The sequence below is a fragment of the Pseudobacteriovorax antillogorgiicola genome, assembly GCF_900177345.1.
Taxonomy (GTDB): Bacteria; Bdellovibrionota_B; Oligoflexia; order Oligoflexales; family Oligoflexaceae; genus Pseudobacteriovorax; species Pseudobacteriovorax antillogorgiicola.
Genome location: NZ_FWZT01000015.1, coordinates 1 through 23,964 on the forward strand (window position 1 = coordinate 1; position 23,964 = coordinate 23,964).

Annotated in this window: 22 protein-coding genes; 15 read left to right on the forward strand and 7 right to left on the reverse strand. The window is 43.6% G+C overall.

The window, feature by feature from the left end; translation table 11 throughout:
- The 12 genes from B9N89_RS18480 to B9N89_RS18535 form a co-directional block, all read left to right on the forward strand.
- The coding region (locus B9N89_RS18480; protein WP_143478215.1) for a phage tail tape measure protein at positions 1-1,605 on the forward strand (1,605 nt) is incomplete at its 5' end.
- Positions 1,560-1,760, forward strand: coding sequence for a hypothetical protein (locus tag B9N89_RS18485; protein WP_132319604.1), 201 nt, complete (start codon positions 1,560-1,562; stop codon positions 1,758-1,760). The genes B9N89_RS18480 and B9N89_RS18485, both read left to right, overlap by 46 nt.
- Positions 1,761-2,171, forward strand: a complete 411-nt coding sequence (locus tag B9N89_RS18490; RefSeq protein ID WP_132319606.1) for a phage tail protein — start codon at positions 1,761-1,763, stop codon at positions 2,169-2,171. It abuts the gene before it with no gap.
- Complete coding sequence (locus B9N89_RS18495; RefSeq protein WP_159455474.1) at positions 2,164-2,391, forward strand: tail protein X; 228 nt, start codon at positions 2,164-2,166, stop codon at positions 2,389-2,391. Before B9N89_RS18490 ends, B9N89_RS18495 begins: the two co-directional genes overlap by 8 nt.
- Complete coding sequence (locus B9N89_RS18500) at positions 2,388-3,347, forward strand: phage late control D family protein (RefSeq protein WP_132319610.1); 960 nt, start codon at positions 2,388-2,390, stop codon at positions 3,345-3,347. The genes B9N89_RS18495 and B9N89_RS18500 overlap by 4 nt, the downstream gene beginning before the upstream one ends.
- Positions 3,344-4,348, forward strand: a complete 1,005-nt coding sequence (locus B9N89_RS18505) for a collagen-like domain-containing protein (RefSeq protein ID WP_132319612.1) — start codon at positions 3,344-3,346, stop codon at positions 4,346-4,348. The genes B9N89_RS18500 and B9N89_RS18505 overlap by 4 nt, the downstream gene beginning before the upstream one ends.
- A gap of 330 nt (positions 4,349-4,678) precedes the next feature.
- Positions 4,679-5,062, forward strand: a complete 384-nt coding sequence (locus tag B9N89_RS18510) for a YcbK family protein (protein ID WP_268808819.1) — start codon at positions 4,679-4,681, stop codon at positions 5,060-5,062.
- Positions 5,063-5,256: 194 nt separating this feature from the next.
- The gene (locus tag B9N89_RS18515) at positions 5,257-7,548 is read left to right on the forward strand and encodes a TonB-dependent receptor plug domain-containing protein (RefSeq protein WP_132319616.1); all 2,292 of its coding nucleotides are present in this window, start codon (positions 5,257-5,259) and stop codon (positions 7,546-7,548) included.
- Between the two features lie 217 nt (positions 7,549-7,765).
- Positions 7,766-10,600, forward strand: coding sequence for a 7TM diverse intracellular signaling domain-containing protein (locus B9N89_RS18520; RefSeq protein WP_132319618.1), 2,835 nt, complete (start codon positions 7,766-7,768; stop codon positions 10,598-10,600).
- 378 nt (positions 10,601-10,978) lie between these two features.
- The gene (locus B9N89_RS18525) at positions 10,979-11,278 is read left to right on the forward strand and encodes a TonB-dependent receptor (RefSeq protein ID WP_132319620.1); all 300 of its coding nucleotides are present in this window, start codon (positions 10,979-10,981) and stop codon (positions 11,276-11,278) included.
- A 273-nt stretch (positions 11,279-11,551) separates the two neighbouring features.
- Entirely contained in the window at positions 11,552-13,165 is a 1,614-nt protein-coding gene (locus B9N89_RS18530; protein WP_159455475.1) for a protein-arginine deiminase family protein, read from the forward strand.
- A gap of 59 nt (positions 13,166-13,224) precedes the next feature.
- The gene (locus tag B9N89_RS18535; RefSeq protein WP_132319624.1) at positions 13,225-14,142 is read left to right on the forward strand and encodes a HEAT repeat domain-containing protein; all 918 of its coding nucleotides are present in this window, start codon (positions 13,225-13,227) and stop codon (positions 14,140-14,142) included.
- 475 nt (positions 14,143-14,617) lie between these two features.
- Here the strand turns inward: B9N89_RS18535 and B9N89_RS18540 are convergent, their stop codons facing one another.
- On the reverse strand, positions 14,618-15,016 hold the full coding sequence (locus B9N89_RS18540; protein WP_200820748.1) for a BP74-related protein: 399 nt from the start codon (positions 15,014-15,016) through the stop codon (positions 14,618-14,620).
- A 562-nt stretch (positions 15,017-15,578) separates the two neighbouring features.
- On the opposite strand from B9N89_RS18540, the gene B9N89_RS18545 reads away from it, so the two are divergent.
- The 3 genes from B9N89_RS18545 (at position 15,579) to B9N89_RS18555 (ending at position 17,665) form a co-directional block, all read left to right on the forward strand.
- Entirely contained in the window at positions 15,579-15,986 is a 408-nt protein-coding gene (locus tag B9N89_RS18545) for a type II secretion system protein GspG (RefSeq protein WP_132319626.1), read from the forward strand.
- Positions 15,987-16,153: 167 nt separating this feature from the next.
- A complete protein-coding gene (locus B9N89_RS18550; protein ID WP_132319628.1) occupies positions 16,154-16,813 on the forward strand; it encodes a hypothetical protein in 660 nt (219 codons plus the stop codon).
- Positions 16,814-16,837: 24 nt separating this feature from the next.
- Positions 16,838-17,665: a hypothetical protein gene (locus B9N89_RS18555; RefSeq protein ID WP_132319630.1), complete on the forward strand. Its 828-nt coding sequence runs from the start codon at positions 16,838-16,840 to the stop codon at positions 17,663-17,665.
- Positions 17,666-17,727: 62 nt separating this feature from the next.
- On the opposite strand, the gene B9N89_RS18560 is transcribed toward B9N89_RS18555, so the two are convergent.
- The 6 genes from B9N89_RS18560 to B9N89_RS18580 form a co-directional block, all read right to left on the reverse strand.
- Positions 17,728-18,087: a hypothetical protein gene (locus tag B9N89_RS18560; protein WP_132319632.1), complete on the reverse strand. Its 360-nt coding sequence runs from the start codon at positions 18,085-18,087 to the stop codon at positions 17,728-17,730.
- A gap of 648 nt (positions 18,088-18,735) precedes the next feature.
- On the reverse strand, positions 18,736-19,605 hold the full coding sequence (locus tag B9N89_RS18565; protein WP_132319634.1) for a hypothetical protein: 870 nt from the start codon (positions 19,603-19,605) through the stop codon (positions 18,736-18,738).
- 518 nt (positions 19,606-20,123) lie between these two features.
- Positions 20,124-20,429, reverse strand: a complete 306-nt coding sequence (locus tag B9N89_RS18570) for a hypothetical protein (RefSeq protein WP_132319636.1) — start codon at positions 20,427-20,429, stop codon at positions 20,124-20,126.
- 34 nt (positions 20,430-20,463) lie between these two features.
- Positions 20,464-21,309 (reverse strand): IS1096 element passenger TnpR family protein, encoded by an 846-nt coding sequence (locus B9N89_RS18575; protein WP_159455476.1) that lies wholly within the window; start codon positions 21,307-21,309, stop codon positions 20,464-20,466.
- Entirely contained in the window at positions 21,287-21,553 is a 267-nt protein-coding gene (locus B9N89_RS31445) for a hypothetical protein (protein WP_159455477.1), read from the reverse strand. The genes B9N89_RS18575 and B9N89_RS31445 overlap by 23 nt, the downstream gene beginning before the upstream one ends.
- Positions 21,554-22,163: 610 nt before the next feature.
- The gene (locus B9N89_RS18580) at positions 22,164-23,915 is read right to left on the reverse strand and encodes a hypothetical protein (protein WP_132319640.1); all 1,752 of its coding nucleotides are present in this window, start codon (positions 23,913-23,915) and stop codon (positions 22,164-22,166) included.
- Positions 23,916-23,964 lie beyond the last annotated feature (49 nt).

Here is a 23,964-nt window from a genome sequence, read left to right on the forward strand (position 1 = left end):
GTTCCAGCCATAAGCTTTGAAGATAAGATGGCCAATGTTGCCGCTGTGACCAGCGCAGACGAAAAGCAGATGGCCTCTTTTAAGACAAAGATCGAAGAGCTCACCCGCTCAAAGGCGGCCCTATTTAGAGCGGGAGAAATCGCTGATGCTGGGGCCTTTCTTGGGATGGCTGGCTTTAGTCCTGAAAAGATCAATGCCTCTATCAAAGGTGTCTTAGACCTCGCCGCGGCCGGTAGGATGGAGCTCGCCCAGACAGCTGAAATATCGTCAAACATTCTTTCAGGCTTCAGCCTTCCTGCTGAAGAGATGGCGCGAGCAGCGAATACCCTATCGGCGACGATGACCTCATCCAACGTTGACCTAGAGATGCTGGGCGAGACCATGAAGTATGTGGCGCCCATTGGCTCTACCGTCTCGGCCTCCCTTGAAGAAGTGGCTGCGGCGGCAGGCCTTTTAGGAGACGTTGGTATTCAGGGCTCTATGGCTGGTACCGCTCTTAGGGCCATGACGACACGGCTTGCAGCACCGCCCAAGATGGCAAGAGAGGCCCTTGATATGCTGGGCGTCACAGCCAAAGACCTTGTGACGGGGGATCTTCGGCCCATGGCTGATGTCCTTCAAGACATTTTCAAGAAGACTGAAGACATGGGAGATGGCGCCAAGCTTGGCTACATCAAAAAGATCTTTGGCGAGGAAGCTGCAGCTGGAGCTTCAGAACTTATAAAACAGGCTGGCCGGGGACAGCTTCAAGAAAAGATTGCCGTCCTTGAGCTTGCGCCAGCCTATCGGCAGCTCATCCGTGAGCTTAAAAATCTAGGTCCTGAGTTAGCCGATGCCATGACGATAGATCAGGGGGCCTCTGGAAAGAAGTTAATTTCTGGCTTCATCGAAGGACTAAGAGGTCTTAATCGGAAACAGCTAGAGAAAAGGTTAAGTAAACTTGGCATCACCGACCAAGGGGCGATCGTTAAACTGACGAGCCGCTTTGAGGGTGAGGGGTTTGACGACTTTCTAGGAGAGCTAGATAAGGTCAAGTCGGCAGAAGACCTTGCGATTGAGAGGAACGGCAAGACAAGCCTTGCTCTAAAGCGGGTCGGGGTTGCTGCCAGCGAAACGGCGATTGCCATCGGATCGGTTTTCCTTCCGGCAATCGCTGAAATCGCAAGTAAAATTGCAGACACTGCCCTTGATCTAACACGGTTTGTGGAAAAAAACACCGAGCTTGTGAGGGCTCTAGGCATTGGCGCAGCAGCCTTTCTTAGTGCCAGGACTGCGGCTCTTGCTTACGAGATCGTAAAGCTCGGCCTTAAAAAGGCCATCCAAGGGGCAACCATCGCCCAACGGATCTTCAACGCTGCAAGTAGGGCTAATATATTCGGCGCCATCATCACGGGCATCGTCCTTGTCATCAGCTACTGGGATGAACTGAGCGAAATGATCGATAAGATTGCTGAGCAGCTGAAGGAGTTTTGGAACGAAAATATTGAGCTCATCAACTCGGTCGCAAATAAGCTCCTAGACCTCGCTCAATTCATCCCTGGGGGAGCTTTGCCATCAATATGCTTGGTCTTGACCAAGGAGTCGATCTTAGAATTCCCGACCTAAAGCCAAGGCAAAGCCAAGGCCCTGTCATCAATCAGACCATCAACGTGAATGAGGCTGAACGCCCGGAAGTCGCAGCAAGAAAGATCAAAGAAGAGACCCTTAATCTTTTCAAGAACTCAGGCAACTATCCCCTCTTTGATCCGGTGGGGGTGTAGATGGCGCTTCCCATTATTAGAAAGACCTACCTTTTAAAGCTCGGCGACTTTGTTTTTGAGGCAGATACGGCACCCTTTTCAAAGCTCAGCCGGAGCAGCGATTTTCGCTGGAAGTCTCTTGAGATCTTTGGCGAAGCGCCCCGCTATCAATACCTAGGTCCCGGTGAGGATAGGTTCACTATTTCAGGCGCCTACTACCCCTTCCACAGAGGCGGCATGGAACCCATGGAGCGGCTTAGAGAAAAGGCAGGGATGGGAGAGCCACACCGCCTTATCTACACCAATAAGAAGGTAGGCGAGAATATGGGCCTTTGGATCATTCTATCCATCAAGGAAACGAGGACTCATTTTCTACCGGATGGCTCGCCGAGAAAGATTGAGTTTCAGATCGAGATCAAACGCTATGGCTAAGCTCTACCGCCTAAAAGACGGCGATGAGATCGATGCCCTTATTTATGAGGAGTATGGCTTTACCGCGGGAGCCTTTGAAGAGGTCCTCCGCGCCAACCAAAAGATCTTAGGGCTTTTTCCCCGCGGCAGATACGAGCTAGGCCAAGGGGTAGATTACCTTCTCCTTCCAGACCTTAAACAAGCAACTCAGAAGAAAAAGATTGTGAGGCTATTTACTTGAAAGCAAGCTACCGCATTGAATCGCCAAGGGGCGATATCACTCCAGAAATCAGATCACGGCTTATTGAGCTTACCATCACCGATGAATCAGGGGGCATGAGCGATGCCTGCTCCCTGGTCCTTTCGGATGAGCCAGAGCTTATCGAGCGGCCACGGGCTGGCGATACCCTTAAGGTGGCTCTTGGCTATGAAGAAGTCCTCATTGAGATGGGGCGGTTCACCCTAAAGCCTATCGAGGCTAAGGGCTATCCTAGTCAGCTTAAACTCACTGCCACAGCCATCGCTGGAGCAAAGAGCCTTCTTAGCAAAAAGGAGAGGTCTTGGAACAATCAAAGCATCGGCGATATAGCTCGCGAGATCGCAGCGGAGAATGGCCTTACGGCAGCGGTTTCAAGCTACTTTGATGGCATAAAGATCAAACACATCGACCAGCATGAAAGTGATAGCTCATTTCTAAGCCGAATCGCTGAGATCTATGACGGGGTCTATAAGCCCTTTGAAGATAGGCTCATCCTCATCAAAAAAGGGGAATCAGAAACGGCATCTGGCCGAAAGATCGAACCCATAACGATCAGCCGAGTCAAAGATTATTCGCTGAGCACTTCCACAGAAAAGGCTTATACGGGCGTTAAAGCCTTCTACTGGGATGAACGGCTAGCCGAACGAAAGGAAGTCCTTGAAGGGGCGGATGAGAGCGTCTTTGAAATCGACTTTCTTATGACTGATAAGGCCATGGCAAAGAGTATTGCAGCCTCCAAACTAAAAAAGCTTGAGCGGGAAAGCTCAAGGCTAACCCTAACAGTGACAGGAAACCAAGAGCTTTTCGCTGAGCGAAAGGCTGAGATATCTGGCGTACGGCCTGATGTTGATGGCACCTGGCTCATTACAAAAGTAACCCACACGCTTAATGCGAGCGGATATATTTCTAAAGTCGAACTTGAAAGGACTAGCGAATGAAAAAACTAATTGGATTAACGCTGCTATCGACAGCAGCACTTGGAAGTGATTTTCCAAAAGACTCGGGCTACATCGAAGGAGGGAGAAGCCTTGGCGAGTACTCTGATATCGTCAACTACTATCCTGGCGAGGGGGTTGTAGTCAGGCGAAAGCCAAGCGACATGAGAGAATGCACAAATGGCGATGACTGCCCGGCTGTCGTGATCATTGATCCCGATACAGGCCGCATCAATCTACTGGGAGATGTGAACATGCGCTCCCTTTACATCGGTGAAAGTCCCATCGTTAATAGCCAAGGGGATTGGCTTGGTAATATCGGAAACCTTAAAGGCGAGAAGGGCGACAAAGGCAATACTGGCCCCAAGGGAAATCCTGGACGTGATGCCGAGCCTTGTAAAGTACTCGCCGATCGCATTAGCTGCGGGACTACAGAGGTTTTACTCTCTTCCCTTAAGGGTCCCCAAGGGAAACAAGGTCCCAGAGGACCAGCCGGAGCTCAGGGACCACAAGGGCCAAAGGGAGAAAAGGGTGATAAAGGTGACACCGGAGCCAAAGGTGATCCCGGACCACAGGGCAAAGTAGGGCCCCAGGGACCAGCTGGACCAAGTGGTGGTGCCGGATCGAAAGGTCCGAAAGGTGACAAAGGTGATAGCTGCTACTTCGATATGTCAGCCCGAAAAATTAGATGTGGTTCCACTTCAATCAACCTTAGCGAGATCACGGGTCCCAAGGGTCCAAAAGGTGACAAGGGGGATCCTGGAGCTCCAGGGTCGAAAGGACCAAAGGGTGCTCAAGGTCCTGCCGGTCCCACAGGCCCTAAAGGCGATAAGGGAGATAAAGGGGATAAAGGTGACCAGGGCATTCCCGGCAAAAAGGGCGAGTGGGGTCTGCCCGGTAAAAAGGGTGATAAAGGGGATAAGGGTGACACTGGACCAGCCGGTGAAAGTTGTGTCCGAGGTCTTCGATTTATCCGAAATGTACCGAAGCTCTGGCTGATCTAGTTTCCCTAAAGGCCTATAAACAAGTTGGTTCTCCGACCACATGCATAGGAAGTACTGGCAAGATTAGATTCTTTTGTGGAGAAAGAGAGCAACTTCTCTGGGCATTCTGCGGATCGCAAAGCAGAAACTTCAAGCCCTTCTTGCTCACGGTCAGCTCCAATAGGAACTACGGCGAATGCTCATTCAGTGAATCTAGCCAATGTAGAAACGAAAGGCTTAGCATCGAGTATGTTTGCAGCCGAATCCCGGTTAAATGATAAACAACTTCTTCTGAAAAATTACTAAACATGATATTGGGGCCCCAAAGGGTCCCTAGCCAGGAGTATACCCATCGAAGAAAAACGTGAGAACTTAACTGATAACTTCAAGCTAGAAGAGATCTCGTGTCCGTGTGGCAACTGCGAAGCCAGAATTGATAACCGTTATTTGTTCAAGATGCAAGCCCTTCGCGACATCATCGGCAAGCCCTTTAAGATCAATAGCTGGTTTCGCTGTCTGGCTTATAATAGAACCCTAGCTGGAAGCTCTCAAAAATCGCAGCACATCCTTGGTAAGGCGACCGACATTTCAACGCGGGGATGGTCTGATAATGAGATCATGAGTCTTATCTCTAAGGCTTATCTGTTGGGGTTTAAGGGGATAGGAATCTATCCGACTTTTGTTCATCTTGATTCGCGGGAGGGGGAATTTGGAATGTGGTGCGTAGGGAGCTAACTTAAGTCGTGTGAGCCGTGTGCTCAACCTACGGATCTGTAAGCAGTTTGAGCGGGCAACTTCTCATCCTGACCCAACATGCAAGTCCCATTAAGTTTCCAATAAGTTTCAAAATCAGTAAAAAAACTTATACCGCTGAACCACTAAGTTGATAAACTTATCAATGTCACTCATCCTTCTTAGCGGAGCAGTCGATGAAATACATCGCTTTGATAATAATACTTATCAACCCTCTAAAATCTCTTGCCGATAGTGCATCTATAGACATGTCGTTGAGTGATATCCTTAGCCTTGAGGTCGAAACAGCTTCATCGAACAAAGAATCCATCATGGACGCACCTGCGTCGATAATAGTTATTACTGAAGATGACATCATAAATCGAGGTTATGAAAACCTGATGGAGATACTATCTGATCTCCCTGGTTTCGATGTTATAGGAACATCTGCATGGGACATTGCCTACCAGCGTGGTTACAGAACCCCTTTTCTACAAAGAACCCTCGTCATGATTGATGGACAGACCATCAATAACCTATGGACACATAACCCCGATATAAATCATATTCTACCGATTGAAAGCTTTAGTAGAATTGAGATACTCTATGGTCCTACATCTGCAGTATACGGACCAAACGCATTTCTTGGAATTATCAACTTTATAAGCAAAAAGCCCTCTAATCTCGCGCAGGGTGAACTAGAAAACTATGCAAAGATATCTTTTGGCACGAAAAACACCAATATCCTAGATGCACGATCCTCTGGGAATCTGGGTACCATAGCCTACTCGATAGATGGTAAATACTATCGAAGTGAGGGCTTTGATTGGACTTGGGACGAAAAATCCTACACTGGCTTCTATGATAATAGAGACGTGTGGGGCCCGATTGTTGATCATCCGTCCAACTCTTTCACCGGCAATATTGGCGATAGCATCAACCCTAAAGAGAATAAATATATCTCAATCGCCGTTGAGTCCGGTGGGTTTTCCATGGGTGTCGAATATAGAGATCGGCAACAGGCTTACGGACCATTTTACTCATCAGTAAAAGCACAAGCAAATACTCCTTGGGGAGGAGGGTCCTCTAGAATATTCACCAAGTATAACTTCACTGGCAGCAGCTTCAATTCGAAGACATTCCTTCAATACAGAGAAAGCTCAACATATGGAGACTGGGCTGAAGCATACTATCACCCGTCTCAAGAAGGAAGTGAAGACGCATATAAAGGCATAACGTTAACTCACTGGAGATCCGATAGCTGGGCAGCTCTCTTAACTCAAGATTTCGAAACAAATCTTTCATCAAGCCTGACTTTACTAGGTGGAGTAAAAGTTGAGCGAAAGAACTTACAGAAAGCGTACATCATACCCGGTTACTGGTGCACCAACGATTCGGAAGGGAACCCGATACCAGCTGCAAACAACGGAACAAAAACAGTTCTTGGAGTTAATTGCGGTGATAGCGTTCAGTCAGCCGAGGACTCCGAAGTTGTTTCAACGCCAATCCCTGACCCTTGGACCCACTCCGGATCAAGTAACCGAACATACACAACTGATGCTGGTATCTATGCACTCGCTATATATAAACCAAATGAAAACTGGACCTACAACACCGGAATTCGATATGACGAAAACACATCCTATGGGGCTAGCACAAATCCAAGGTTTTCGGTGATCTATAAACCGGAGAAAACAATGGCAGTCAAATTTATTTTGGGTACGGCCTTTCAAGAACCTGCTCCTCTGCAGGTATATGGTGGCTGGAACGGTCGAGCAGGAAATGAAGATCTTAAACCAGAGAAAGTCCAGAATGCAGAACTCGTGCTCACTCACGTATTTGGTAAGGTATTCCATGAGGTAGGTTCGTTTTTCTCGACTTATAAAGATGTTGTCAAGGAAGAGGCAGAGAATGCGGGTGAAAGAGAGATTTTGGGGCTCGAATATAAGCTAAACTATTCTTTCTTAAGCCCCTTGTCTAGTAGAGAAGCGGAAGTCGATTTTAACTACACATATACGATTTCAAAGTCCAGCATTACCTATGATCATGGCACTTTTGTCAAGGGTGATAACGCATCCACAGAAGAAGGGGCTGGTTGGGTCGACAGTGACAGTATGGTAGACCTTGGTGACATTGCTCCTCATAAGGCAAATATAATTTTGAACTTGCCTACTGCAAACCACTTCAACATGAATTATGCCTTAAACTTTGTTTCATCTAGAGACCTCTATTTGAGAAACCCGTTGAGGCGTGATAATGAAGAGCTTGAAGGCTATTTGAATTTCGATACAACACTTGCCTATAGACCCACCAAAGAGTACTCATTGACTTTAAAGGTGCAAAACGTTTTTGATAACGAATATTATCATCCAGGTGGTGAACAAGCTGACTCAGGAATCAATAGGAGCCAACCAGCCGCTGGCTTCAGAAACTCATTGATTCCACAAGCTAAAAGAACGTTTCTAGTTGGACTCAAGGCAAAATTCTGATTTCGATCAAAATCGAACATTAACTTTAATGCATGATGAACGAGTGAGAAACTCACTCTTCGTTAAATCGATGTTTCTCAGGCATGCTTCAACTAGCAACTATGACATCTTATTCAGGCAGTTATGGGACCTCATCTAAGTAAATCATAAAGTAGTAGTAGTGAAACATATTATCAAAAGTCTTTTCCTAGTTCATTGCCTCTATTTTCCTTTGATAATGGATTCCACACCTTGTAACGCGGCAGATTTGGTTCGACCTTCAATAGTTGATAGCACCAGCACGATAGAATCAAAGTACCTTTCGGTGTTTATTGAGTCTTATGATGGAACAACAATATTTGATGATGAGGAACTCCACAGGGCTCTTAGAAATAAAAAAAGTGAGCCTTTTCAAACATTTATTGATCACCTTGATGCAAAATATGTCGATAGGCTTGGTATTCAAGATATAGTTAAGAAGTATAAATCACAGGAGTTTGAAAGCCTCGCACATCATAGCTTAAATTTTGGTAACACACCTAACTTTCATTGGTATCACTTCAAAGCCGAAGTTCCTAAAATCATTACGGAAAACCTCATGCTAAAGCTGTCTGGATACTACTTTGATGCAAGAGTTTGGATATTCGATGAAGATGGCAAAATAGTTTCACAGTTCAGAGATAGTATCGCCTTTCCTAGTAGTAACTCATTTACGCTAAAAAATGGAACGGTGATTGCATTTCCGCTAGAACTAAAAAGCAGAAGCATCTATGATTTCTACATTCGAGTTGACACCTCCTACGAGCCCCACACTGCAAATTTCTCGTTTGTAAAGAAGCTTGATCTTGAAGCACAGCTTGAGTTAAACGCCTACATTGATTCTGGATATGCTGGGATCATTGTTTCATTATTTCTCTATAATCTATTTATATATGTCTTCACACGAGACTCTGTATATCTCTATTATTGTTTATATGTAGCTTCTCTAGCCCATTTATGCCTATTCCTAAAAGGGGTCTACTATCCAGTACAAAATGTAGTCGAATCCTATCAGGTTCATGTTTTCGGTTCACTAGCAGTTACTTCATTAATGGGGCAACTGTTTGCCAAGAAGTTTCTCGGTGTAAAGAGGTTTATATCAGGAAAGTTGATTACCAATTTTAAGGTATTCTACTCCATCTGGATTTTCAATATGTTGGGCTCGATTTTCCTGCCCTCTAAGTTCATGGTCTACTCTTCACTTGTTGCAACCATATTTGCTCTTGTGACATTGACAGTAATGACAGCTTTGGCGATACGTAATGGGTATATAGAAGGCTATACCTTTGCCGTCGCATTTTTGGCTCTATTTATTGGAAGCTTTGCGAAGGTATTCGAATCTTTTGCAATAATACCTAAAGTGATCTCAACTTGGTTTTCGATTCAACTTGGCTCGGCTCTTGAGTTGATTTTACTATCAGTTTCTATGGGGACGAAAATACGAATATTAGCAGACACACTAAGATCTAAGAATAAACAGATTATGACCTTTGCAAATCATATGGAGGATCTTGTTAATGAAAAAACAGCTGAAATTAGAGTAATTCACGACAGTATTCCTCAAGGCCTTTTTACAGTTTCGGATCCTGTTAAGCTTCATGTGGAAAATGGCTACTCTGCTAAACTGGAATCGATAGTCGATCAGGACAAACTAGAGTCCAAGTCCATTAATGATATTCTGCTAAGAAAATCGACCCTAGATAAAGACCAAATAAACATTATCATAACCTGCCTATCATCCTCCCTTGGTGCTGATGATCTTAACTTTGAGCTGAATTCGCATAATCTACCAAGGGAAATCGAGATTGAAGTTAATGACAATCAAAAAGTACTAGAAGTCGACTGGATACCAGTTAAAAAAGATGAAAGTATTCATAAGATTCTTGTGAGCTTGCGTGATGTGACTGATAGTAGAGCGATGGAATTAACAATCAAGAGACAAGAGATAGAAGCAGCGATCTGTTTGGAGCTAGTAGATACTGATCCAGAACTGTGCGAAAAATTCTTTACATCCACTAGGTTCCTAGTAAAAAAATCTCTTGACTTCATCGACAGCGGTGATCTTGATGCTACAAGCCTTCATCGGGAGATCTTCATTAACGTGCATACTATAAAGGGAAATGCCAGATCTCTGAACTTGCGGTACCTAGCTACCCAGGTCCATGTTTTTGAGGATATTCTGGAAAAGAATGAAGAATTCGGACGGCATGAATTACTTAATAAGTTTAGTAGAGTTATCGATACAATAAAAAAATATGAAAGTATAAATAATGTCACTTTGAATAGGCTAACTCGACCATCTAATCAATACTCAATCAGCAATCAAACGATTGAAGAAATCTTAGATATTCTCGACGAAAAGAAACAATTTAACGAAAGTAAAAAGCTCCAGCTGCTATTGGAATTAGAAAGAATGAGAAGCGTATCTCTAGCAGATGTTTTATCTGATCTAAAAGAGATGCTAATCTCCATAGCCCATGAATTAGGAAAAGAGATTCCAAGTCTTCGATTGACGGGTAATCTATATATGGACACTAATATTTCTATTTTCTTCACCAATATTCTAACTCATTTGTTAAGAAATTCAATTGATCATGGGATAGAAAAGAGGGCAATCCGAGAGGATCTATCCAAACCAGCTAATGGCCAGATATTCATTAGAGTCGAGGAACGAACTGACAAAGAAAGTATTGTAATCTCGATCAGTGATGATGGAAAAGGTTTAGACCTAAAAAAGCTTGAGAAAATGGGAATAGAGAAAGGTCTTCTGCCGAAGAATGGTAACACAAGCAGTCAAATAGCAGATATAGTTTTTTCGGCGGGTCTATCCACTGCGAATAAGATCTCCGAAATTTCGGGGCGTGGCGTAGGTTTAAACTCAGTAAAATCATATGTTGAGAGTCATGACTCATGTATTAGTATAGCGCTTAAGAAACCCAATAACCAAGGCAATTGGGAATTTTCAATTGATATCGAAGCTCCTAGATTGCTATTTGCTGATGTTGTACTACATGAGACTACTAGCTCGATATAGATGTCACTAATCTGGACTGTCTTGATAGGCCCTTAGTAGTTACTTTCACCAGTAGAAATTCAAAAATCGATTTCCCTCTCATAGCCTGATCTGCGATAATCTCCTGATTTCATAGAATTACCCAAGACTTCGAGGACTCAAGGGTGAACCTCCGGTCTCAGCTATGGCGATCTACGGATTCACTTGAACCTATAAAACAAGCTACTCTTCTGCTATCCTGATATCATTGGGAATGGTGGTGTGCGTTCTGATTTCTAGTTGAGTGCTAAGTTCGGATCAAAAACTAGCAGCGTATCGAGACCCCACCCCTGATCAATTGAAAACAGATTTTTCTCAAGTTTCCCGATCAAAAGTGGAATTTCTATTGGTGAATCTCAGATGAATTATGCCTTAAACTTTGTTTCATCTAGAGACCTCTATTTGAGAAACCCGTTGAGGCGTGATAATGAAGAGCTTGAAGGCTATTTGAATTTCGATACAACACTTGCCTATAGACCCACCAAAGAGTACTCATTGACTTTAAAGGTGCAAAACGTTTTTGATAACGAATATTATCATCCAGGTGGTGAACAAGCTGACTCAGGAATCAATAGGAGCCAACCAGCCGCTGGCTTCAGAAACTCATTGATTCCACAAGCTAAAAGAACGTTTCTAGTTGGACTCAAGGCAAAATTCTGATTTCGATCAAAATCGAACATTAAGTTTAAGAATCACTACTTATAAGTTCATTGCTTATTTTCAGTGAATTGCACAGCATGGCCGGTGCCAAAAGATCTCAATTAACCCAGTAAATCTAAAGCATTAAACCTACAAAGTTTCCTTCAAGCCTGTTACTATGTTTACCTAATGTTAGGACACCCATCCGCCAATATCTCTAATTCATTGTCAAAAATCCATGGCTCAGCACTTGCTCTTCAATTTGGTATACGCCTTTGCTGTGAGGAGACCACGATGAAAGCAATGCGAGCGGCTCTCGATGTACTAGTGCTAATTCCTCTATTACTAAGTTGTGATAACACTTTTGTCGACAACAGAGGCAAACAGGAGCAAAGCCAAGCTCCCCTTCTTCCTAAGGGGATAGAATTTTCTGTTGAACTGATTGGTTTGGCTAACCTAGACAACGATAGTGGAGGTGGCATCGACTTCGAGAACCCGATCACAGAAGCCGAAGATGAACTGGTTCGCTGGGAACTAACTCCTGATCAGCTGTCGCTCATCGAAACTGATCATCTATTGGAATTGAAACTAGAGTCTACTGACCCTAGTATTAGGGTCTGGAAGAATGGAACTTTAATACTGGGAAAAGGATCGAAACCATCTCATTCCATCAAATACGATGAGATCGGCGGAATTGACGTTGAATTTGGAGAATTCAATACCAAGGAAGTGATTAGCATAAGCCACCTGAATGCAAATGGTGAATCTATTGGCAAGGGAAGCTTGACTCTTCGCTCGGCACCCTTAATTCTAAACCACCACCTTCAACCATCTGAACATGTCTATGCACTGGAAACTGAGGGCAACGAAGCACTCATCGAGGCATATAAGAGTGTTTTAAAGACTAAGTTCACACCTCTTTCTGGCACACGCTATCAAGACGATGTGTGGGTTCAAGATGAGATTGAATTCGCCACTAGTATCGACCCTAGTGGTAAGAGGCAAGATATTATTGTTGATTCTATCCGAGACCGAGGGCTTGCTCCCCTAGCAAAAGATATATCGACTAAGCAAACTGTTGTCCGCACCTGGGGTCTACCTTCAACAGCGACTACCTTCGACTCTTTTGGCAATCTAGAGGCAAGCCCTCCAGTTACTGTTGATGGTGTCAATTATCCTTTTGGCAGGATTTACTATGGTGCCAACGACAACCCTTCTGAAAGCTTGAGTGAGTTACTCGCTGAAGCCTTAAGTGCCCAAGTTGTCCAAAAGCCTTTTGCCATAGATACCAGTTGGCTATGTGTAGGACACGTTGACGAGTTTTCTACATTTGTTCCTGATACAAACTCCCCTAAAGGATTCAAGCTCCTAATTTCTGATATAAATGAAGCCTATAAACTATTAGAAGCTATGTCGGCAGATACCATGCTACCTCAGTATGCTCGTGACTTTGGTTATGAGAATGTCGAAGCTATTCTGGACGATCAAGCTCTACGAACCCTCAACGAGAATTTACAAGAAAATATCTTGGATCAAATCGTCGGAACATTTAAAAAAGAACTAGGGCTTGATGATACAGATATAATAAAAGTCCCCAGTCTCTTTGAAGATGAATTATGTGGTGATGGGGCTCATGGTGCATTGATACCAGGAATGGTTAATCTTGTAGTAGCAGATGATGAGGAGGGGGCGACAAACCTCTTTATTCCGGATCCTTTTATCCGAGCTGAGCTAACAGACCAGGCTAGCGATCCGTTCATAAAAGACTTAACTGAAAAGCTACCATCTGACTTAGATCTGCATTTTGTAGATGACTGGACAGTCTATCATATGGGGATGGGTGAGATCCATTGCGGCACTAATGTAAAACGAACACCAATGCAGAATAGTGGAGTACCGAGAACCTAATCCGCACAGGTGGATGAGATCTTGTCATCGCCATTCTCGGAATGAATGAGGAGTCCGATTTGAGATACCAATGCTTGGCAAAGCACCGCTTCCTAGGCTCTATTGTATTGTTAGCTGTCACAGCTTGTGAGCCAGATAAATCAGATAAAGCCCAAGATCAACCGTTCAACCCAAGTGCAGATATACATTCGAATGCAGGAATCACTGAGCCTCGAATGGTAGAAACCCGTACAGACCTCAATGATGATAAACAGCTTTCGAATAGCTGGAAATCTAGGATGCATTCCGAGTTACAAAGATATCAAATGGAACAACCAGATGCCTACCAACACCTTCTCAACCTTCAACCTCGAAAGACAAGGGCAAGAAAATTTCGGTTTATAGATAACAGATTCAAAGATCCAGAATCTACAGCGGTCCTACTGTATCGTTTAGCTGAACAGAAAAATACACCTGAAGTAAGAGAGGCTTTGGTAGAAGCAATGTCTCGAACAAACGGTCAATATGAGGACGCCCTACTCGACCTAATCGCCAAAGAACCATCGCCGAAGGTCAAAGGAAGACTCATTACTGCTTCTCGCAGATCTAAGCCTTCAGTTGCCAAACAAGCAGTTTTGTTGGGGCTTCGAGATAGCTCGTCATTTGTAAAAGCTTCAGCGGCTAGAACAGCCGCAAAAATACCAGCGGACTCTGATATTACTGACCAACTCATCAGGCTATTGGATGACTCAGAGGTAAAGACTCAAATAGCTGTCATCCGTTCCATCAGGGTCCTGAAGCCTACGGACGCTAGGGAGAAACTATTAAGGCTCACTCACTCGCCTAATTCTACTATCCGGCTAGAAGCACTCTATAGTATCACTCAGATTGCACCTCATCTACTTGATCAAGTAAGCCACTTAGAAAGGGATAAGGTCCTTGAGGTTTCAAGGGCTGCTATGAGGTTACGTAGCTCTATGCCCCATACAGACAGATGAAGTGGCATGGTTAAAATCTTTGCAGAAAATTATCCTTGAATTTATAGCTAGGCGCATTGAATGTTGCTTTCGGCATATATGTGACTTTCGGCAGTAGAAATTCAAAAATCGATTTCCCTCTCATAGCCTGATCTACGATAATCTCCCAGTTTCATATAAATACCCAAGATTATGAGGATTCAAGGATGAACCTCCTATCTCTGATTTCAGCCTTCGGCAAGGAAGCTATTGCGATCTACGGATTCACTTGAACCTATAAAACAAGCTACTTTTCTGCTATCCTGATATCATCGGGAGTTGTGTTGTGCGCTCTGATTTCTAGTTGAGTGCTAAGTTCGGATCAAAAACTAGCAGCGTATCGAGACCCCGCCCCTGATCGATTGAAAACAGATTTATTCTCAAGCTTCTCGATCAAAAGTGGAGTTTCTATTAGCAAAACTCAGGATAAGAGTCCCGATTTATTTCAATAGTAGTACTAGAGAAGCACCTCCTGGATGAGCTGAGAGTCCCAGGGGCACCACCAACCATCTGGCAAGAAATGCCCTCCTACTTCACTAAGATTACTTTCAACGTAAGAGATAGTTGCGTCGCAAACTTCGACTGCGGCGAATGAAAACTCAATGGTGTCACTCTTAAGATAGAAACTCCAAGGCTTGTTGTACTCTATTGGTTCGGAAACGATTTTTCCGATCACTAACCTTTTAGCATCCTCAGCAATAATTTTGCGAGCCTGCGCAATTTTAGTTTCATCGGTTAGTTTGATTACAAAGCGGTCTTCAGATCCATCAGTCATTTCAAAATACGCCGATTCACTTTTCCCAATGTTTGCCCAAGTTAAGCTTACTACCACAATCGATTTCACTAGAGTATTCATGTTCAGCTCCATAAATTTAAGTGTCACATAGAGTGATTGAAATTCAAAAAAATCACTCGCAAATAATTCTACATATTTGAGTATCCTGCAATTGACCAATGTCACTTATTTGTAAAGCTCTCATTTCTGCGCCAACTGATCAGCTGGCAATGCCACTAGATTTAACTCTTGATCAACATCTATTTCCTCATCTGCCCTTAGTATTTTGTGATCACAAGTACCAGAGTTTAAAGTTACTTTCGGCAGTTGAAATTCAGAAAACGATTTCCCTCTCATAGCCTGATCTGCGATAATCCATCAATTTCAAAATGTCACCCAAGATATCGAGGATTCAAGGATGAACCTCCGGTCTCAACTATGGCAATCTACGGATTCACTTGAGTCTATAAAAAAAGGGAATATTCTGCTACCCTGATATCATCGGGATTGGTGATGTGCGCTCAGATTTTTAGTTGAGTACTAATTTCGGATCAAAAACTAGCAGCGTATCGAGACCCCACCCCTGATCAATTGAAAACAGATTTTTTCTCAAGTTTACCGATCAAAAGTGGAATTTCTATTGGTGAATCTCAGATTGATGGGTACTGTGATGGCTTTGCTAGTTTCCAATCTAACAGGAACCCAAGAAGAAGCAAACGTGGATCTTACCAAGCTCTCTATTGGTAAGGTTGAAAAGTCGCTCAAGCTCTATCGAGTTCATATGCTAAGGTACCCACGCGAGGCGGAAGGGTTAAATGCGCTCGTCAATTCAGATCAACGGCGATGGAGGGGACCTTATGCAACAGAGGAGTCATTGCTCGACCCTTTCGGAAACCCCCTCGAATACAGGCTTGAGAACGGAAAGCCTATAGTATGGTCTGTGGGGATTGACGGAACAGTTGATACTAAAGATGACATTTTCAAAGATGACCATAAAACTGAAGATGAACCAATATCTTTCGAGCTTGAAATACCCCCCCTCTGGAAATAAATCCCACTAAAAGAGGCTATCGTTGGTAGCGGCCTAAGACCGCAAAATCTTTTTTGAAATATCTAATATTAGCGTATCACTAAGGTTATAAAACTATTGCATATTAAAAATAGCCATAGTAGGTCAATCCCTTGATATTAGAAGGCTCCGATACTGGGAGATCATTTTTGAAAGATACGTTAAAAATACTTATAGCGTTAATTTTTGTAGCAATTTTTTACGTGATACTGACCAGGGATGAACCCTCCGAAAAAATTGAGATTCAAAGCAAGTCTCAAAGTGAATCACGTCAGAAAAATCTATCAGACACAACGGTAACCGAATCCGTTAAGCCCCTCTCCGATAAGAAAGTTACTTCTAGAAATGAAGGAATTTCTCAAGAGGATTTGAAAGATGAGCTTAAAAGAAAACTGGATGAAACTACAGAATTTAATCAAGAGGATGTAGATCATATAGTTGAAAACCTTTTCTCGGAAAGCTCAGACTCTTGGTTCGTCAATTTACTGTCTAATTTTGGGTTTGACCCATTCGACAACCCGATTATGAATGGAGTTTTTGGCCTTCTTCCTCCGGTGGAGCCGGATAAGTGGCAATCATGCATAGTGGAGCGTTCTCAGGCAATCGACGCACGGGAGGGATCAGATGCATGCCTCACCGCCATCTCCGAGGAATTTCTAGAAGTCTTTCTAATAGAAAACGATGATCAAATTACATACGAAACTACCGTAAATAGCGATATTATTTCTGATTATGCCTTAAAAGCAAGAAATAGATGTAAGCTCGATTTCGTTGAAGTTCTGCATTTGTACACAAGTGATTGTATTTAACTCTTTAAAATAGGAAAACACATTATGTTACGTGCCTGCCTAACGATCGCTGCGGTTATGCTTATCTCACAAAGCATATTTGGATTAGAAAGATGTGATTTTACTGACCCAAATTCTCACGCCTGTAATCTTCGTTATCCTGAACCTAAACCTAGATATAAGGGGTTTAAGAGCCTAGAGGCGTTCTTAAATGGTGTAGATAACGTCATGTTCTGCTTTAGTGGCTCAAAAGATACTTCCGACAGACGATATCAGTCTTGCTTAGTCTTTGCAAATAACGGTGTTTCTCTGCTGCATAGCAAGGGCACGAACTATTTCGATAAGCTCGGCATGAAATTCCACCCACTACTCAATAAGAGAATCTCGGAAGAGATGTATAACTTTGATTTTTCAAGCAACTATAAAAGCTTACCAGCTTATAAAGTGAAAGATGTTTGGACTCTCAAAAAGGTGACAAAAGAAGCCGGCGATGACCCCGATTGGTATATTAAAGAATTGGGTAAGTGTGAGGGAAGCTATATGGCTTGCAGGAAAAACGCTGATAAGTTTGCTGATTGGTTTGGCTGGTTCGCCTACATGATCTCTCAGAAAATGTACACAGCCTGTGAAACTGGGAAGCCACTTTGCATAAAGCGAATCGAAAATCTGAAGAAAATTAGTGACGAGATGATTCGATCAAAAATGGGTGAACCGACTGGATCTGGCGGCGGTGGTTCCCTCAGCTCTGGTGGAAATGGTTCAGGTGGCAGCGGTATAGCAACTGGCGGCTCGCGCTGCTATGGTTTTAACTATGTTTGTTATAATGGTCGTGAATGCACTAGACGCTGGCAAGAGCAGATATGTGGCCGCTAACCCGTCAAAACCCTTAGCTCGCAGAGGCACTTAGGTACTAAACTCTAAGTGCCACATAGCTATCATACGTTCAAACCTTGAAGCTGCCCTGTAATTCCCGAATAACCAAAATGGTTGTCATTGATTCCAAAGGCATTCAAAATCGATACTAAAACATTGTTGTGCGGCGCGTGGAGGGCAAGCTTGTCGCTACCGCTGCATTTTTCCTGAGCGAAAAAGTAGGTACAATCATATTCAGGGTCCTGGGAAAGCTTATACCATGCTCCCATATCTAGTTTGCCCTGAGCACCTCCTAAAAGAAGCCACGGTACGTTCATGTTGCCATGAATGCCGCTATTGCCAAGTTCATTGACCCACAAGATAACTGTATTATCGAGAAGAGTTGAGCCGTCAGCCTCAGTTCTTGAAGCTAGAGCGCTCATCAATCTTTCAACCTTCTGAGCTAAGTAGTTGTGATACGCAATCGATGGAGTAGATAACGTATTAAGAGTTGTGCACATTTGGAACTAAGCGAAAAGGCATAGAAAAGCCCTCAATCTGATAAAATTAGGAATACAAGTTACTTTCGGCAGTTGAAATTCAGAAAACGATTTCCCTCTCATAGCCTGATCTGCGATAATCTCCCGATTTCATAGAATTACCCAAGATATCGAGGATTCAAGGATGAACCCTCCGGTCTCAACCATGGCGATCTACGGATTCACTTGAACCTATAAAACAAGCTACTTTTCTGCTATCCTGATATCATTGGGAATGGTTTTGTGCGTTCTGATTTCTTAGATGAGTGCTAATTTCGGATCAAAAACTAGCAGCGTATCGAGACCCCACCCCTGATCAATTGAAAACAGATTTTTTCTCAAGTTTCTCGATCAAAAGTGGAATTTCTATTGGTGAAACTCAGAAGAAAGGGCGAACCATCAAACTAATTCAACGCATAATCAGGTCAAAACCTAGATTGTTTGCCCATTGGAGATGGACACCGATGTACTAACAGGAGCCGTATGAGCCGAGAGGCTCACGTACGGGTCTGTGAGCAGTTCGAGGGGAAGTTCCTCTTACTGACTCGACTTTTATTTGGGACAAATAATTGCAACACGTATTTCACACTTCTCACGATGACATTTCCATCGTTTGGTATCAGCTCGACACTCTGAATAGGTTCCCTCGCTGAACTGCGCGACCGAAACAGGTCTCCCTAGGTCGTCTTCAAAGGTTATCCCTGAACTTTTTAGTTCAGTTGGCGACATATCTAGGATGTATTCGGATATTGCGATATCAAGCTTTAACTTTTTCCGCTCAATATCGCGCCATCTAGCGTTCCATTTCGAGCAGGATATACCAGCAGTTAGACATGACATTCCTAGGCCCACCGAAACAGTAAGTTGACCAGTTAGAACCGAAGCAACTGTCCCAACGCAAGCACCTATACCGGCAAAGCATAGTAGATCGTCTTTACTAGCATTCGAGAATGCATCGCTATAGGAATCTAACTCATACTGTATAATTTGATCACGGGTTCGTGCATCGATTGTTAGGAGATTAGAACTTTTAGCCAGGTACTCTTTCAACAATGGATAATTGGTATATTTATAAGTTAATTCACCCGTTCGAACATGAACCCCAAAGATATGCCTTTTGGGTTTAGCATTAGCTTTCCATTTCTTATTAGTGACACTAAAAGCACTCATTTTACCGTTTAAGATACCAACCGCAGTTAGTGTGCAGTGAGAACCGTCACAAACCTCTGTAGCATTAAGAATACGGCTAAAGGATGCATTGGTTTTCATGGCACCGAGTTCACGTTCCTGATCGCTCGGTTTGTTGTCGTTGCCAGGTGGTGGCAAATTACAGGCATGTGACCAAGGCTTATCAATCTCGCACATTTCACCGGCAAAAGCTGTTCCTGATAATAGGATTAATAAAATTGATATTGTTTTCATTTGATTCCTCTATTACTTACAAATGCTAATAGATTGAAAAAAAACATGATGAGAAAAATCACTGTGTATGTAGAAAAATCACTGCCCATGGTGAAATAGCACAGCAATATAAGAGCAAAGGCATAGATCACATTATAGACCTTGTCTCTAATGAAAAAAGTACCGAACGCAGCAATGCTAAGTATGGCGATCAAATATGGATCGTTCATCCAAGCGACATGGTCGGATCTATAGTTCAGCAAAGGCAAAGCTAACGATGCAAGCATGATTGAAAAGCAGTTAGCAATAGCATGAGGGTTTTTTATGCCCATTAAATTTCTCATTTCAAGTCATATTCCTTTTTTTTATTCAGTTAGACGCCCTCTCTAGCACGTGCTAGAGCAGTTGTAACGATAATTTTTCTTTAGACAATAAAAGTATGTTACTTTCACCATATATGGATACGCCGCTGTTATAAGCGAATTCGTTGAAGGGGGGTACTATCTACCATATATCCGACGATCCAAGTGTTTTTGAGGCTACCATTCAAGATCGAAGTCATGACTAGCAATTCTTTTGTAGTTTGCATCCAAGTCAATTTCCCAGCCTCCTCGAACAGATGATTCGACGATATCATAATAGGTATCTTCGATCTTACTCGGATATAGGTCTTCCAACGAGACCTCGGGCTTCATAAGAATAACTTCTTGAGCGAGGGCGAACCATTCAAAATGTTTCTCTTCATCAAAATCGAGAATTTTTAAAACTTTGAGGCCAAGAACATCTAACCTTGCCATGATGCGTCTTTCAAAACGCCTCTGCTCCTTGATTGCTTTTTGTCCCATAATCTTTCTCTTGGTTGTTAAACGTTACCTCAGCCTACAGAATTTCCATCTTAAAGATTTTGGAAAGATTCTCTCTAGAAATAGTCAAATATGACTTTCCAGCTTCGGGAGCTGGCAAAACAAAACTCTGCTCATGTAGAAACCTGTCCAAAGTTTGCTCCATACCAGCTTCTTTAAAAAGCAGTTTCAACCGATCTTTGGTCCGATTATAGAATAAGAGTATCTTGTCATCGGTAAACTCTAAATCCGTTTCCTCGGCAATAACTTTGGATAGTTTTCGCCACCCCCAGTTCATGGGCACTGGGTCTAGGTAAAGGTAGACCTTGTCAGTTTCAGGTAGCTTAGGAATTAGAGAGTCTAAGAAGAATTCTGATACCTCAACGAAAGTCCCTTCGCAGTCTAAATCAGGGTATTGTACAGGCCTTTTCCCTGATCGAGATACAACTTTATACTTACTTTTCGAAAGCTCTCCTGGCTGAGAAGACACTCTTCGAATTTCGGCTAACCAACCATCTCCAAAGTCAAAGTGGTAATAAAGGGAATGCGCCTTAGGCAAGGGGAAAACTTCATTTAAAGAAATATCGTTGAACCCCTCCATTGAGAAGTCATCACTATTGTCATCAGGCCGATATTCCATTACCCGTGACCTGGGTGTTCTTCCGCTAGTAAACGAGAAAAGGTGATCATCTTCAAATTTTAACTCGCGCTGAATGACAGTATGTAAATCCATAAGTGATGCATCAAATCTAATATCTAGTTGAAAGCTGTACGGTTCTTCCCAATACATTCCAGCAATGATTTCGACCTTCAGTCGAATAACTTTGTCGTTTCCACAAAAACGGTCATCGCCTTCCGGCTTAACGATCTTTAGATGACTCATTATAGCCCTCCAGCTCCAGTTTTTTTCGGCACATTTCACCAAGCTTTTCTTCGACCTGCCATATTTTCTGCCTAGCAGACCACAGCGCATCTTTATCATCGACTTCTTGGTATAGGCGCGCAAGCACTCCAAGCGTGAACGCAAGCCTCTCATCAGTCGACCAAGTGCTCTGCTGTAGCTCGTCAAAGCATCTGAGGCCTTGCTGAAACTCCGGCATTTGATTCAAGGTTCTCTGGTTCTTCATAGAACACCCTACGATAGCTACGGTAAAAGGCTTTTTTACCAGTGGTTAGAGCAAACGTGAAGCTATAGATGGATCACTGATTCACTATTTTGACACATGTTCGCTTCTCATCTATAAGTAAAAATATTCAGATCACTAAACAGTAGTTTTTTGTCCACCCAAAAAACCAAATATTATCAAACACTTATGCATAAGAAAAAGAACGAGCAAGCCACGTGATTTCAGTAGGTTACGGCTAGCGCCAATTGCTTAAAAATCAAGCAACTTGCTCAATGCCGGTTTCCTAGTATTCACAAAAAAATCCTATAAAAACCTAATAATATTCTGACTATTGATATTTCACCCCCGGGGGTAAAGTGGATAGAATCGAACTTATAGCAGCAGCCAACCAAACCAGATTCGAACCAGAAAGCTAACCCAAGCGCAGCTCGCTGAGCAAGATGGGCTCTCGCAACAGTGGTTCTCGTGCCTAAATTTCTTGGCAGGGCAGATCTCAGAACAAGAAGCCTGCTCAGCCCATGAGCAAGTCCATCATCAAACGGCTCGTGAATTTCGTTCGAGGCAAAAACAAAGGCTGAAGCCTCAAGTCCAAACTCGCCCCTACGCGCCTTTAGTGAGACGCGAGCGCCTCTTCGATCTTTTGACTGATGGCGGGATTGGTTTCAAGGGCGAGAATATCATTCAGCAGATTGCGATCGACCTTGCTGAATTCCTTATGACCAATAATCTTAGTCAGTAGCTGGGAGCGAACCTTAGGCGCAGGGATCGCCGCCCATTGCTTAAAAATCTCTTGAAGCTGATTTGCTGAATTGAGCTGAAACCCGAGGGCTCGTCCTGCTTGCGAGCTGATGTGGCTATCTTCGCTTTGCAGCTTTTGCATGAGGGCCGGATAGGCTTCTGGAAAGAAACGCATGCCAAATATCGCATCACCGCGCACTTGTCGAGACGGGTGGTCTAAGTAGCGTTGCATCACGGCAAGGGAGCTGGGAGTTTTCATATTACCGATCGATCGCAGATATACAATCAGATCTTGGTCGCTAGCCTTGTCTAGTTTGTCTTCAAAAAACTCCTGGATTTGATCTTGCCGAGGGCTTTGATTTGCCATAATTCCTAGGCTATACGAAGCTGAGCGACCTAGTCCCTTTGGGCCATGGGTTTCGATCGTTGTTTTAAGAAAGCTTTCTGATTCAAGGCTAGGTTGAGTCGTCCCGGCGAGGGCTACAAGGGCATAGCGTGACGCTTCGTTCAGACCGTTTTGAGCTTTGATGAAGTCCACTAGAGTGGCCTGTGCTGCATCACTTCCGGCCTTGCTTAAGGCCTTGAGCCACATCTTGCTTTGTTTGCCAAATGCTTCGCTAAAGAGTTTATTCTTGAGTGTGTCTAGATATGAGGGGTTGAGCTGGAGCCAGGACACCATTTTCAAGAAGTGGTTGCCATTGGGTTCCGCCACTTGCCAAAGTGTTTCCAGATCATCTGAACCAAGAATTTTCTGCTGGCGTTCCCGTACCTCTTGAGTTGTGCGTACGCGATCTTGACGAAAGATAACCAGGCTGGCGGCTTCAGAGTCTGTGATCAGGGCAAGGCGATCTTCGGTGTTCAAGGGTGAATGACCATCCAAGTTTACTTGAATTCGGACTGACCCCAGGTAACTGGCAAGGCCTTGGGTCTGTGTCTGGCCAATCACCATGCTATGAGATTTCGGTTCGATTTTGAGTGTGACCTCATTAAAACTGGCGAAATGATCCTGCCAGGAGTACTGTTTTGTTAGAATCTCACCACTTTTCAAATATCGAGCCTCAAAATCCCCCTTGGGGCTGGACTCATGACAAGACCAGGAAATCGAGCTACGAGCCGCTGGTGCGATACATTTGAAAGACATCATGGCTAGATCAAACCACTGATTGTTTGCTGCTAATCTTGCTCTATTGAGGCTGTATATTTCGAACGAATGAGAGTGGTATCGGATAAAAATACCATCCATGAGAGCCTTGCGAACCTCATGGCGATCTTTTTCTTGTAAAATATTATCTTGCCAGTTAGTGATTGTAAGCTTCAAGAACACCAAGGATTCATCTTGGGAATCGCTAAGGCAAGCTTCGGTTAGCTGACCATCCCAAGTAAGTTCCGTCTGTGCGCTTTGTTGATCCTGATCGCTTTTGAAGCTAAGTGTGCCTTGCGACTCGTAATCAACTGAGAACTTGCGAGTATGTCCTTCTTGGCAACGATGGACAAGAGAGCCTATTGATCGAGGTAAGTCTTTCGTAGCGTTAAGACCATCATTTTTCGGGGAATCATTGCCTACGATAAACGTTACTAAAGCGGCTACAACTAGGGCGAAACCTGCAATTAAAGCACGAAACATTCAGGAACTCCAAAGGACAATCCCCAGCCTGATGGCTGGGGCAAGACCC